The 12,474-nt window shown below is 74.0% G+C and carries 9 protein-coding genes; 4 read left to right on the forward strand and 5 right to left on the reverse strand.

Annotated elements, in window-relative coordinates; all coding sequences use genetic code 11:
* Positions 1-236: 236 nt before the first annotated feature.
* The gene (locus ABD385_RS40620; RefSeq protein ID WP_344585237.1) at positions 237-1,337 is read right to left on the reverse strand and encodes a citrate synthase 2; all 1,101 of its coding nucleotides are present in this window, start codon (positions 1,335-1,337) and stop codon (positions 237-239) included.
* Between the two features lie 473 nt (positions 1,338-1,810).
* On the opposite strand from ABD385_RS40620, the gene pdxH reads away from it, so the two are divergent.
* A complete protein-coding gene (gene pdxH / locus ABD385_RS40625) occupies positions 1,811-2,446 on the forward strand; it encodes a pyridoxamine 5'-phosphate oxidase (RefSeq protein ID WP_344585238.1) in 636 nt (211 codons plus the stop codon).
* A gap of 427 nt (positions 2,447-2,873) precedes the next feature.
* Positions 2,874-4,403: a PAS domain-containing protein gene (locus tag ABD385_RS40630; RefSeq protein WP_425585594.1), complete on the forward strand. Its 1,530-nt coding sequence runs from the start codon at positions 2,874-2,876 to the stop codon at positions 4,401-4,403.
* A gap of 62 nt (positions 4,404-4,465) precedes the next feature.
* On the opposite strand, the gene ABD385_RS40635 is transcribed toward ABD385_RS40630, so the two are convergent.
* Positions 4,466-5,233 carry an SIS domain-containing protein gene (locus ABD385_RS40635; protein WP_344585240.1) on the reverse strand — a complete coding sequence of 256 codons (768 nt, stop codon included), beginning with the start codon at positions 5,231-5,233 and terminating at the stop codon, positions 4,466-4,468.
* 256 nt (positions 5,234-5,489) lie between these two features.
* Here ABD385_RS40635 and ABD385_RS40640 point away from each other — a divergent pair, with 256 nt between their 5' ends.
* Both ABD385_RS40640 and ABD385_RS40645 read left to right on the forward strand, forming a co-directional pair.
* Positions 5,490-6,182, forward strand: a complete 693-nt coding sequence (locus tag ABD385_RS40640; RefSeq protein ID WP_344585243.1) for an iron-dependent transcriptional repressor DtxR — start codon at positions 5,490-5,492, stop codon at positions 6,180-6,182.
* A 605-nt stretch (positions 6,183-6,787) separates the two neighbouring features.
* Complete coding sequence (locus ABD385_RS40645) at positions 6,788-7,663, forward strand: alpha/beta fold hydrolase (RefSeq protein ID WP_344585245.1); 876 nt, start codon at positions 6,788-6,790, stop codon at positions 7,661-7,663.
* A gap of 267 nt (positions 7,664-7,930) precedes the next feature.
* On the opposite strand, the gene ABD385_RS40650 is transcribed toward ABD385_RS40645, so the two are convergent.
* The 3 genes from ABD385_RS40650 to ABD385_RS40660 form a co-directional block, all read right to left on the reverse strand.
* The gene (locus tag ABD385_RS40650) at positions 7,931-8,575 is read right to left on the reverse strand and encodes a hypothetical protein (protein ID WP_344585246.1); all 645 of its coding nucleotides are present in this window, start codon (positions 8,573-8,575) and stop codon (positions 7,931-7,933) included.
* 426 nt (positions 8,576-9,001) lie between these two features.
* The gene (locus ABD385_RS40655; protein ID WP_344585248.1) at positions 9,002-10,261 is read right to left on the reverse strand and encodes a hypothetical protein; all 1,260 of its coding nucleotides are present in this window, start codon (positions 10,259-10,261) and stop codon (positions 9,002-9,004) included.
* On the reverse strand, positions 10,251-12,206 hold the full coding sequence (locus tag ABD385_RS40660; protein WP_344585250.1) for a hypothetical protein: 1,956 nt from the start codon (positions 12,204-12,206) through the stop codon (positions 10,251-10,253). The genes ABD385_RS40655 and ABD385_RS40660 overlap by 11 nt, the downstream gene beginning before the upstream one ends.
* Positions 12,207-12,474: the final 268 nt, after the last annotated feature.

The following is a 12,474-nucleotide window of genomic DNA, read 5'->3' on the forward strand; positions in this document are numbered from 1 at the left end:
CGGGCCGGAGGGGGTGGTGTGCAGGACGTAAAGCGCAGCAGTCCTGCACACCACCCCCGCAGGCCCGACACCGCCACCCAAACGCCCCGCGCAGCGGACAACGCCCGCCGCAGGCGCAACGGCGAGAAACCCCACAACGTGGGAACAGGCCCGCGCCGCCAGGCGCAACGGCGAGACGCCACACGGCGGCAAACCGGCAACGTACGAGCGAGCCCCGCGCAGCGGCCCCGCGCCAGTCAGCCCGCCACAGGCGAGAACCCCTCGATCGACTGCGGGCTGCGGGCCGCAGGCCCCACGTAGCGGGCCGAGGGGCGGACCAGGCGTCCGGTCCGCTTCTGTTCGAGGATGTGGGCGCTCCAGCCGGCCGTGCGGGCGCAGGTGAACATGGACGTGAACATGTGCGCCGGGACCTCCGCGAAGTCCAGCACGATGGCCGCCCAGAACTCGACGTTGGTGGCCAGGACCCGGTCGGGGCGGCGGTTGTGGAGTTCTTCCAGGGCGGCCTTCTCCAGGGCCTCGGCGACCTCGAAGCGGGGCGCGGCCAACTCCTTGGCGGTGCGGCGCAGCACCCGCGCCCGCGGGTCCTCGGCGCGGTAGACGCGGTGGCCGAAGCCCATCAGCCGCTCGCCCCGGTCCAGGGCCTGCCGGACGTAGGCGCCGGCGTCCCCGGTGCGCTCGATCTCCTCGATCATGCCGAGGACGCGGGAGGGCGCGCCGCCGTGCAGCGGGCCGGACATCGCGCCGACCGCGCCGGAGAGCGCCGCGGCGACGTCCGCGCCGGTGGAGGCGATGACCCGGGCGGTGAAGGTGGAGGCGTTCATGCCGTGTTCGGCGGCCGAGGTCCAGTAGGCGTCGACGGCCTTGACGTGCTTGGGGTCGGGTTCCCCGCGCCAGCGCTTCATGAAGCGCTCGACGACCGTCTCGGCCTTGTCGATCTCCTTCTGCGGCACCATCGGCAGGCCCTGTCCGCGCGCCGACTGGGCGACGTAGGACAGCGCCATCACGGCGGCCCGGGCGAGGTTGTCGCGGGCGGTCCGCTCGTCGATGTCGAGCAGCGGTTTCAGGCCCCATACGGGCGCCAGCATGGCGAGCGCGGACTGCACGTCGACGCGGATGTCACCCGAGTGCACCGGGATCGGGAACGGCTCGGCGGGCGGCAGTCCCGGTGTGAACGCGCCGTCGACCAGCAGCCCCCAGACGTTCTCGAAGGAGACGTGCCCGACGAGGTCCTCGATGTCCACGCCGCGGTAGCGGAGCGCGCCGCCTTCCTTGTCGGGTTCGGCGATCTCCGTCTCGAACGCGACGACTCCCTCAAGCCCGGGAACGAAGTCGGACATCAGGCGGCTCCTCAAGATGGGGACGGCAGCCGGCCGGTGACCGGTCGCCGTGCGGTCGAGTCAGTTGTGGTGCCGGTGCGGTTACGCGGCTGCGCCGGGCAGCTCGCGGTCCGTACCGGTCACCCCGGTGATGCCCCGCCGTGGCAGGGGCCACGCGGCGGTTCCGCCCGCAGGTGGTCGGCCCGCGGGCGCGGGCCGCCACGCATGGTGCTCCGCGGCGGCCTGAAGACGGACACGATAGCTTCCGGTGTCCGAGGCCCACAGTGGGCCGGGCCATGATTTTGGCGGGTTCATCAGCAGCGGGGAAGCGTGACGTCCGGCACACTGGGCGATTTGCCGACGGGAGGGTTACGTCCCGGCGACGGGGGGCAGACTTCCGGCCCACCGGGCTGCCCGGTGCGGGGTCGATGCTGCAAGATGAGGCCGTGCATCCCGCCGACATGCCTTCTGCCGAGACCCCCGACCCTTCGTCCATGCGCGCGCACTACCGTGCCGAGGGCATTGCCGAGTCCGACCTCGCCGCGAGCCCCTACGACCAGTTCGGACGCTGGTTCAAGGACGCGGCGGTGGCCGGCCTGCACGAGCCGAACGCGATGGTCGTCTCGACGGCGGACGCCGCCGGCCGGCCCAGTTCAAGGACCGTGCTGCTGAAGGCATTCGACGAGCGCGGCTTCGTGTTCTTCACCAACTACTCCAGCCGCAAGGGCCGCGACCTGGCGGAGAACCCGCATGTCTCGCTGCTCTTCCCCTGGCATCCGTTGGCCCGTCAGGTCATCGTGACCGGCACCGCCGAGCGCATCGGCCGGGACGAGACCGCCGCCTACTTCCGCACCCGCCCGCACGGCTCCCAGTTGGGCGCCTGGGCCAGCGACCAGTCCGCGCCGATCGCCTCCCGTGCGGAACTGGAGCGTTCCTACGCGGAGTTGGCGGCCCGTTACCCGGAGGGCGAGCAGGTGCCGGCGCCGCCGCACTGGGGTGGCTACCGCATCACCGCCCAGGCGGTCGAGTTCTGGCAGGGCCGGCTCAACCGCCTGCACGACCGGCTGCGGTACGTCCGCGAGGGTGCGGCCGAGGCCGGCGGGTGGCGGGTGGAGCGGCTGGCGCCCTGACGCCGCGGGGGTGGCGCGCGGGGCGTCGGTGCGGGGGCCGCACACGCAGACGACCCGCGGGCCTTCTCCTCCGCGCCGGTGGCGCGAAGGGCCGGTCGGACGAACCGGCAGCCCGCGGGTCGGGTGACTGCTTGGGATTGGGCCGGCTGCGCATCTGCAGTATGCGCGGATCCGGCGCTGCACTTCGGTGAAGCGACGGGCTGCTAGCCCGCAGCCACCTCACGCGTCCGGTGCGAAATCATCTTCCGAACCACCTCCCTTCTCGTGTACCCCACACGTTAGGAAGCCGCCCGGCGCCGTACAACCGGTTTTTTTCGGAGCCGGGACTCACCGGCGGGGATTTCGGCGAATCGGGTGTGTTCCACGTCACGTTCCAGTTGAATGACCCCACGTGGAGCACGTGCGGCCGCGTTCGTAAGGGGTGCCAGTGACTGCCTCGTCAGCTTCTTCTGCCTCGTCGGCCTCGTCGTCGCAGCAGCCGGCGTCCGCCGGCCCGGCGAACGGGCCCGGAGCGGCGGCCTCCGGGGCCCCGCCGACCCCCGCCGGCGGCGAACCCGACCGGCCTCCGGACACCGACGACTCCGGACTGCTCGCCGCCCTCCTGGACGGCATGGACGCCGCCCTGATGGCGTTCGCCGTGGACGGCACGGTCACGCACTGGAACCACGAGGCCGAACGCATCCTGGGCTGGACCGCCGAGGAGGCGGTCGGCCGCCGTGGCCTGACGGGTTGGGCGGTCCGCACGGAGGACGCCGAGGGCGTGCAGTCCGCCGTGGTGGCCGCGATGCGTGCCCCGGGCCGCCAGGTGCACGACTTCGCCCTGCTGGCCAAGGACGGTCACCGCGTCCTGGTCCGCACCCAGTCCTCCGCGGTGCGCACCCCCGACGGCCGGGTCGCCGGCGCCTACTGCGCCTTCGGCGAGTCGCACACCCAGCTCGACCTGGAACGGGCGGTGGCGCTCAGCGAGGCGCTCTTCGAGGACGCCACCTGGGGCGTGGTGCTGATCGACGCCGACCTGCGGCCCGCGATGGTCAACGCGCACGCCGCCCGGACCTTCGGGATGAGCCGCACCGCGCTGCTGGGCTGCCCGCTGGGCGACGTCCTGGGGCAGGGCGTCGAGGAGTTGGAGGGCGCCCTCCAGCACGTCCTGGCCGAGGGCCCGCCGCCGGCCGTCGGCGAACTGTGGGTGACGCCGCGGGACGGGGACGCCGAACTCCCGCGCCGGTGCTGGCGCAGCGGCTTCGTCCGGCTGGCCTCGCCGCTCGCGGAGGAACCCGTTCCGCTCGGTGTCGCCTGGCTGTTCCAGGACGTCACCGACGCCAAACGGGCCGAGCAGGACGGTTCCCTGCTGCGCTTTCGGGCGCACCAGCTGCACCGGGCCGGTCGGGCCGCCGCCGAGTGCCCGGACCCGGCCGAGGCCGCCGCCGTCCACCTCGACTTCGCCCTGGCGGGCTTCGCCGACCACGCACTGGTGGACCGCGCCGGCACCCCGGCCCCGGCCCCCTACGGCGCGGTGGACGCGGACGCCGAGTGGGACGCGGATCCGACGCCCCCCGACAGCGGGATGGGCCATCCGGTCCGGGCGCCCCGGCTGGTGCGGGCGCTGGCGTCCCCGGCGGGCGTGCCCGGCCCCTCGGAGGCGGTGCCGGCGACCGGCATCCCGGTGGCCTACGCGCCGGGCCACCCGGCGCTCCAGGCGTACGCGCGGCGCGGCTCGGTGCGCGCCAGCGCCGGCCAGGCCCCCGCCGGGGGCTGGGCGACCGCCCGGAACTGGCCGGACGGCACGGTGCACGGACTGTGCGTGGTGCTGCGCAGCCGGGGCCGCACCCTCGGGGTCCTCACCTTCCTGCGGACGCCCGCCCGCCGCCCCTTCGACCGGGCGGACGCCGACTACGCCGAGGAGGTCGCCGCCCGGATCGCCGCCGCCCTCGACCTCGCGGGGGCGGCCGGGGCGTGAACCGGCACGGGGCGGTCCGTCGGGCGGGTCCCCGGCCCCGGCGCGCCGCCGGACGCGCCCGCTCAGTGCCGGTAGAAGATCCGGTCCGCGTACTCCCGCATCACCCGGCCGTTCCACTCGTGCCCGCCGTCCACGTTGCCCGAGCGCAGCAGCGGCGGCTGCGCCCCGCGCTCGGCGAGCGCACCGGCCGCCGTCGCCACCACGGCCTGCATGACGGCGCTGGTGACGACCGTCGAGGCGGGCGCGAACGGGGCCTCGATGCCGGGCAGCGTCAGCTCCGCGTCACCGACCGGGATCCGGCTGTCCAGCACGATGTCGCAGTGGTCCTTGAGGTACGTCCCCGAGCCGTGCCGGGACTTGGTCGCCTCCGCGTAGGCCACCGAGGTCAGGCCGATGACCTTGATGCCGAGCGCCCGCGCGTTGATGGCCATCTCCACCGGCAGGGCGTTCCGCCCGGAGAGCGAGATGATCACCAGCACGTCACCGCGCTCCAGCGGGCTGGTGTCCAGCACCGCCCCGGCCAGCCCGTCGACCCGCTCCAGCGCGCTGCCGAGCGTCGCCGGCCGGACGTCCACCCCGACGACCCCGGGAACGGACAGCAGGTTCATGACCGCCAGGCCGCCGGCCCGGTACACGGTGTCCTGCGCCGGCAACGAGGAGTGCCCGGCCCCGAAGGAGAAGACCCGGCCGCCGGCCTCGACGGTGTCCGCGATCAGCTGCCCGGCCGCGGCGATCCGCTCCCCCTCCGCGTCGCGGACCTGCCGCAGCAGGTCGATCGCGGCGTCGAAGTACCGTCCGGCCAGCCCCTCGCTCCGGTCGTTCTCAGCCATTGCCGCGGGCCCCTCTCGTCGCGTCTGGGTGGGATCGGCGGCGGGCCGGCGCCGGTGCGTCGACGCCCGGCGGCCGCCGGGTGGATCAGTGGCCCGGATCACGTTGCGGTCTGGACCAGTGCGCTGTCAATACGCCGGGCAATGCACCCGTTGAACCGGCCGCGGGCGTCCGCTGCGCGGACGACGACGCACCGTTGTCAGCGGGATGCGTCAGAATTGAATCCAGGGCCACCGCACGACACATCGAGGGGCACGCATGTCCGGACTGATCGACACCACGGAGATGTATCTCCGCACCATCCTCGAACTGGAAGAGGAGGGTGTGGTCCCCATGCGCGCCCGCATCGCGGAGCGGCTCGAACAGAGCGGCCCGACGGTCAGCCAGACCGTGGCGCGCATGGAGCGAGACGGCCTGCTGACGGTGGCCGGCGACCGGCACCTGGAGCTGACGGAGGAGGGCCGCCGCCTGGCGACGCGGGTGATGCGCAAGCACCGCCTCGCCGAGTGCCTGCTCGTCGACGTCATCGGCCTGGAGTGGGAGCAGGTGCACGCCGAGGCGTGCCGCTGGGAGCACGTGATGAGCGAGGCGGTCGAGCGCCGCGTCGTGGAGTTGCTGCGCCACCCCACCGAGTCCCCGTACGGCAACCCCATCCCGGGCCTGGAGGAGCTGGGGGAGAAGGCCGAGGCCGACCCGTTCCTGGACGCCGGCATGGTGAGCCTGATGGACCTGGACGCCGGCTCCGACGGCAAGACGGCGGTGGTGCGCCGGATCGGTGAGCCCATCCAGGCCGACGCCCAGCTGATGTACACGCTGCGGCGGGCCGGGGTGCAGCCGGGCGCGGTGGTCAGCGTGACCGAGTCCCCGGCCGGCGTGCTGGTCGGCAGCAGCGGTGAGGCCGCCGAGCTGGACGCCGAGATCGCCAGTCACGTCTTCGTCGCCAAGCGCTGAGCCCCGCGCCGGCGCGCCCGGCGACCGGTGCCGGCGCGTGCCGGGCCCGCCGTCGCGGCCCGGTGGATGACGCGCAGTCACCACGGGACTGACGGCTGATCTCCGCCCATCCCCGTAAAAAACCCCTCACGAGCCCGTTGAGCTGCGCCGATGCGCAAGCCGGCGGGCTCGTCAACTTTCGGTGCGATGAACGGTCTTGTGCGAATCCGTGCGGATCGGCCGGTCTCGTGTCACTCTGGCGCTGACGCATGGCCATGCGTCGTCACTCCCGCGTGATGCGCTGACGGCCTAGGGGGCTCGGATGCGTCCACTGACGTCGATCGAGGACGGTCAGGGCCCCGGCGCTGCGAGCTGCCGGGGCCCTGCCTCCCCATGTCCCCCCACCACGACCCGGAGCCCCGAGCTCCCAGGGTCGTTCCCCACGGGCCCCCTTCCCGGTGGGGCCCGCCTCCCGGCAGATGTCTCCCCGTGGTGGGCGCGGCCAATCCCGCCACAAGGTCACTCGAAAGTGGGGTGTTGGGCGCGGCAGCGATCCATTCGAATGCGAGTTCGATAATGTGGGTTGTGCGGGGCTGGTCAGGGGACGATTGGGGGTGCCAGGGCACATGGTGCGGCGTATCGATGTGACGGGATCCGGCGGCGTACGGCTCGCGGCCTGGGAATTCACCGACCCGCCCAAGCGCGGCGGCGGGGTGGACGACGGCGGGCGGCGGCCCGGCGTGCTGTTGCTCCACGGGCTGATGGGGCGCGCCTCCCACTGGGCGGACACCGCCCGCCGGCTGAGCGGGGTGCACCGCCCGGTCGCCCTCGACCAGCGCGGCCACGGCCGCAGCGAGAAGCCCGCTGAGGGGCCGCTCGACCGCGCCGCGTACGTCGAGGACGCCATCGCCGCCATCGAGCAGTTGGAGCTGGCCCCGGCCGCCCTCGTCGGGCACGCCATGGGTGCGCTGACGGCCTGGCAGGTGGCCGCCCGGCGCCCGGACCTGGTCAGTGCGCTGGTGATCTGCGATATGCGGGCGTCGGCGCTCGGGGCGGCCTCGCAGCGCGAGTGGACGGAGTGGTTCCGCTCCTGGCCGGTGCCGTTCGCGACCCTGGCGGACGTCCGCAAGTGGTTCGGGGAGGACGATCCGACCCTGGAGCGCCCCCGGCCGGCCCGCGGGGAGTTCTTCGCCGAGGTGATGGCCGAGCGCGCCGACGGCTGGCGCCCGGTCTTCTCCCGCCGCCAGATGCTCAGCGCCCGCGAGACCTGGGTGCACGACGCCCACTGGGAGGAACTCGCCCAGGTCGACTGCCCCGCCCTCGTCGTCCGCGGCCTCGACGCCGAACTCGGCCGCGCCGAGGCCCAGGAGATGGTCCGGGTGCTGCCCCGCGGCACCTACGCCGAGATCCCCGACGCCGGCCACCTGCTGCCCTGGGAGCAGCCCGACGCCTGGTGCCGGGTCATCGAGCCGTTCCTCGGCGCACTGGCGGCCCACGCCTGATCCCGTCGCGCCGCCCCGGACCGCGCGGCGCCTCCACCGGAGCGCCGCGCGCACTCCCCGAAGCCCGGCAATGTGCCGTAGTGCGCGCGCTGTTGACGTTGTGTCAGGTGTGGTCGTGGTGGATCACCACGGCGTGCCACGCCGTGCCGCGCCACGCCGTGCCTTGCTTCGCCTCGTCTTGATTCTCCGCCCCGCCCCGCCCCGCCCCGCCCCGCCGCGACGGGGCGGGGCGGGGCGGGTGCGGCGGTCGCGGTGGGCCTCAGCCGGTCAGCCGGTGGGGGTGAACTTCCAGACGAGCGGGGTGGTGGCGCCGTCGGCCGTCCAGTGCACCTCCAGGGACCTGGCACCTTTCGGGATCATGTACGTCTGGCAGATGACGTGGCTTTCGCCGACCTGCCAGTCGTCGATGTCGACCGGGTCCTCGCAGCCGGGGAGGTTCCCCGGGCTGCCGATGAGGAGGCCGCCGCGTTGGCCGTCCGCGTAGATCTCGGCGCCGTTGGCCACCTTTGCCAGGCCCTTGACGACGTCCGGGCCCTTGTTCGTGTACTTCACATAGGCGGTCGCCGCGACCAGGCCATTGGCGTTCTTGGGGTCCTGGACCATTTTCTTCGCGTCGGCCTCGGTGCCGACGCGAACCTTCTGCGCGGCGACCTCGTAGGTTATTTTCCCGGATTCTTCCCGGTACGGCCCGGTGCCGCTCTGGCCGGGCGCCAACGCCCCGTCGCCGCCCACCGGTCCGGTCGGCTCCGTCCCGGTCTTCGCCGCGGCTTCCGCGGAGGTCTGCGCGTCGTCCGTGGCGGAACCGGTGGTGGAGACCGAAGCGTCCTGCTTCCCGCCGCAGGCGGTCAGCGCCAGCGCCAGTACGGCGACCGGTGCGGCGGCGCGCAGCCATGGGGTCCTCGTGTGCAGCAAAACGTTCTCCCGGTCCTTGCTCTCCCCCGTCGCACAACACCGTTGCCCAGTGCACGCGAACGGCCGTGCAGTGGAGCATAGGAGCGCGCTTTCACCCGTGTCGAAACGCGGAATGCACGCGTCCGATGCCTGCCGTTCGGGCCTGGTGGGAGCGACCCCGGTCGAGGTACCGCAATTCCTGCAAAGCGGCCGGCGGATTCCGTCGCCGCCGTTGCCCAATTCTGGCTGAATTCAGCGACATTGCCGGCCCGCCGGCCGCGCAGGGTAATGCCCGGACAAAATCTGTCCGGGCAGGCGCGGCGGGCGGACGGGCCGACCTGCACCGATGCGGCGCGCGGCGGCCGTCCCGACGGGCCGCGCCGCAGGGCAGGGGAGTGCCGGACGGCGTCGGACGGTGCGGACCGCGGCGCGGTGGTGGCGCCCCCTTCAGGACAACGTGCGGGTGAAATCGCCCCGTTGCACCCGCCCGGCGAGCGAGTCGCCGGCCAGCAGCGAGCCGTAGCCGGTGGCGGCCCAGAGGCTCCGCTCGGCCGGCACCTCGAAGTACGGCACAGGGTGGCCGTCCAGACGGTCCGTGAGGACTTCCGGTGCGCGACGGGCACGGACCGCGCGGATGCAGGTGTCGCAGGCGGCGATCCGCAGTTGCTCCCGGCGGCCCACCGGGCGCCAGGGGATGCGGCGGGCGGCGGGGCCGTGCAGCGGGTGGAAGAAGCACAGCGGCAGCGTGGCCGGAGCGGGGGACAGCGCCGCCCGTCCCTCGGCCACCAGCGCGAACACGCCGGCCAGGTCCGGAACGCCGCGTGCGCGGTCCAGCACCGTGCCGGCCGCGGCGTAGGCGTCCAGGGCGCGCTCGATGGCCGCCGGGTCGCCGGTGGCGGCACGTGCCTCCTCGCCGAGCCGCACCACCTCCGCACCGGCCCGCTCGCGCAGCCCGTCCTCGTCGGCCCGGTGCGCGGCGGCGAACACGGACCGGGGCATCGCGAACGGCGTCCCGAAGTCCCGCAGGCGCGAGCGGCACCGCAGCAGCAGCCAGGCCGCGCCGAGCACCAGCAGCGGGCCGGCGACCAGCGCCAGGAGCCGCACGACCGGGGAGGACGCCTGCGCCGCGGGCTCCTTCGGCTTGCTGCCGCCCGAGGTGCCGAGGTGGGCGGTGAGGCGTCGGTAGACCTCGTCGCCGTCGCCCGCCTTGATGAGGTCGATCGCCCGGGATATGCGCTTGGTGAGCCCGGCGCCCTTCATCGAGTCGTCGAAGAAGACCGAGGCGGTGGCGTTCTCCGCCTGGTGGGAGTGGGCGGGCCAGGCGTGGGCCTCGATGTCGTCGGGGTAGTCCCCGGGGGTGATGACGATGGCCGGGCCGCCGCCCGTCCGGTCGTGCACCACGTCGCTGAGCTGCTCGGACTTCCCGCCCCAGTTGTCCCCCTCCACCAGCGGGACCAGCACCACCTGGATCGGCAGCTGGGACTGCCGGATCTGCTGTACCAGGGCGCGCTGGTCGTCCGGTCCGACCGCCGACGCGAGGGAGGGATCGACGTACACCGGTGAGGTGCGCAGGGCGTCGGCGATCTTCTGCCCGGGGCTGGGCGCGGCCGTGGCGGACCCCGCAGCGGCACCGAGCAGTGCGACGGAGGCCGCGCCGACGGCGAGGACGGACCGCAGCGAACGGCGGCGACGAAGGTCAGTTGACACCGAAGGACTCCCGTACCTCGCGGGTGAGTTGATCTGTGCCGGTCCCCTTGGCGAGCGTCGCCAACGGGCCGGGGTGCCCCGGGTAGGGGCTGTGGCCCCGGCGCCCGGACGCGTCCGGCCCCGGGAGCCGCAGCATCTCGCCGGGCGTCTCCCGGCACGCCGCGCACACCGGCCGCGGCGCCGGTCCGCGGCCGCCGGCCGGACGTTTGCCCGCCGGGCCGGTGGCCGCGCCGTGCAGCGGATTGCGGTGGCAGACGTGGGTCGCGGCGGACGGCTCCCGGGCCGCGGTCCGGCCGACCCGCGCCAGCACGATCGCACAGGCGAGGCTGGCGGGGGTGGCGTCGTCGTCGATCCGGCCGTCGCTGTCGCCGTCGATCAGGAGCGCGGCGGCGTCCAGACACTCCCACGCCCGACGGCGTGCCGCCTCCGACAGCCCCGTGGCCGGCTCCAACTCGACTGTCAGGGCGGCTATTTCCTCCCGTGCGGTGCGCCGCAGCCACGCCTGTCGGGGCTCGACCGGTGCCGCCGCGGCAACGGCGGCCCGGGCGCCCCGGCGGCGCAGCGCCCGCAGGATCGCTCCCACGGCCACCACCAGCCCGAAGAGCAGCAGCGCCGCGAGCGCGCCGATGAACAGCCCCGGGTGGAAGTCCCCGGTGAACAGGCCGGGCAGCTTCCGCCGGGCGACCGGGTCCGTCAGAGGGGAGGGCGGGAGCGGCTCACCGGCCGTCTTGGTCGTCGGGGCCTTGGCGACGGAGGCGAGGAGCTTGTCCAGGCGCGGGCCGAGGGTGCTGAGGTCGCGGTCGCCGGCCGCGGGGTCGCGGGACGCGTTGTAGAGCGCGCTGGTGTCCACGTGGGTGCCGTAGTTGGCGGTCGAGACGTAGCCGCTCGGCAGCTCGACCGTCACGAACAGGGCGTCGCGGCGCAGCCGGTCGTGCAGGGCCGCGGCCAGCCGGTCCGGGTCGCCGCCGGACTCGTCGTTCATCGAACTGGGTAGCGCGACGACCAGGACCGGTACCGGCAGGGCCGCCAGTCGCTCGCGCAACTCGGCGCGCTCGGCGTCGTCCAGCGGTGACGGGCTCTCGGGGTCGACGTAGAGCGGGTCGTGCCGCAGTCCCGCGCTGACCCGGTCGATCCGGGACCGCAGGTCGGCGGCGGTCGGCACCGAGCCGTCCCCCGTGCTGGTGTCGGAGAAGAGCTGCGAGGCGCCGAGGACCAGCAGCCCGGCCAGCGCCAACGCACCGATCGGCAGCGGCCAACCGCGCCGCAGGCCGGGGCCGGCGCCTGGCCGGCGCCGGGCCAGCGCGTGGTACGTGATCAGCAGTGCGCCCAGCGGCACCCCGGCCACCAGGGCGCCAGTGAGGAAGCTCTGGTTCTCCCGGTCCGTCTGCGTGGTGTGCAGCGCGGGTGGTTCGTGGTTGTTGTCCGCACCGCCGTACGCGGCGCGGGCGGCCTCGGCGCGCTGGTGGGACCGGCCGGAGGTGAGCAGGTCGACGAAGTGCCGGAACACCTCGCGGGGCGTGGCGTCGTAGGGCAGTTCGTACAGCGTCGCGGTCTTCGCGTCGGCGGCGCCCGGGACGCTCACGCCGTAGCTCTGCACCTCGGACAGGCCCGACTCGGAGACCGCGACGTAGAGCCCCTTGCGCCCCAAGTGGTCGTGGATCGCGGCGAGCAGACCGGAGCCCGAACCGGAGGAGGTGAACGGCAGGACGACGACGTACGTCGGGACGCGCAGCCGCTTCGCCTCCGCGGCGAAGGCGGGGGCCGTCGACCGCGGCACCACGCGCGGCATCTGATCGCTGACGTACACCGGGTCGTGCCGGAGCTGCTCGGCGAGATAGGCGGGCTGGCTCGGGGCGTCCGCTCCCGCGGGCGCGGCCTGCACCGCACCGGCGGCGAACAGCACCGCCAACCACCCCAGCACCAGCACGATTCCGGCACGCCGCACCACTGCCACCACCCCCGTTCGCTCTCGACGCCATGACGCTACCGCTCCGGCGGGCCGGTCGGGGAAGCCTGTGGATAACGTCCCGGCAAAGGCGTTGGGGGTGGTGATCTGGGGTTTTGTTCGTTGGGCGGGGCGGCCTGGTCGCGTCTCGTTCGTGGTGGGGGCGGGGGTGGGCCGGGGGTGCCTGTGGTGTGGACTGCTGCGCTTTACGTCCACACCACAGGCACCCCAAGTCGGAGGCCAAGCGGTCTTAGGAAGACAATTGCAG

It is taken from the genome of Streptomyces lunalinharesii (genome assembly GCF_039532155.1).
GTDB lineage: Bacteria > Actinomycetota > Actinomycetes > Streptomycetales > Streptomycetaceae > Streptomyces > Streptomyces lunalinharesii.

Bases quoted from the DNA above. Each gene is read 5' to 3' on its own strand.
- ABD385_RS40620 (WP_344585237.1), bottom strand. From the start codon at position 1,337: ATGTCCGACTTCGTTCCCGGGCTTGAGGGAGTCGTCGCGTTCGAGACG.
- pdxH (WP_344585238.1), top strand. From the start codon at position 1,811: ATGCGCGCGCACTACCGTGCCGAGGGCATTGCCGAGTCCGACCTCGCC.
- ABD385_RS40635 (WP_344585240.1), bottom strand. From the start codon at position 5,233: ATGGCTGAGAACGACCGGAGCGAGGGGCTGGCCGGACGGTACTTCGAC.
- ABD385_RS40640 (WP_344585243.1), top strand. From the start codon at position 5,490: ATGTCCGGACTGATCGACACCACGGAGATGTATCTCCGCACCATCCTC.
- ABD385_RS40645 (WP_344585245.1), top strand. From the start codon at position 6,788: ATGGTGCGGCGTATCGATGTGACGGGATCCGGCGGCGTACGGCTCGCG.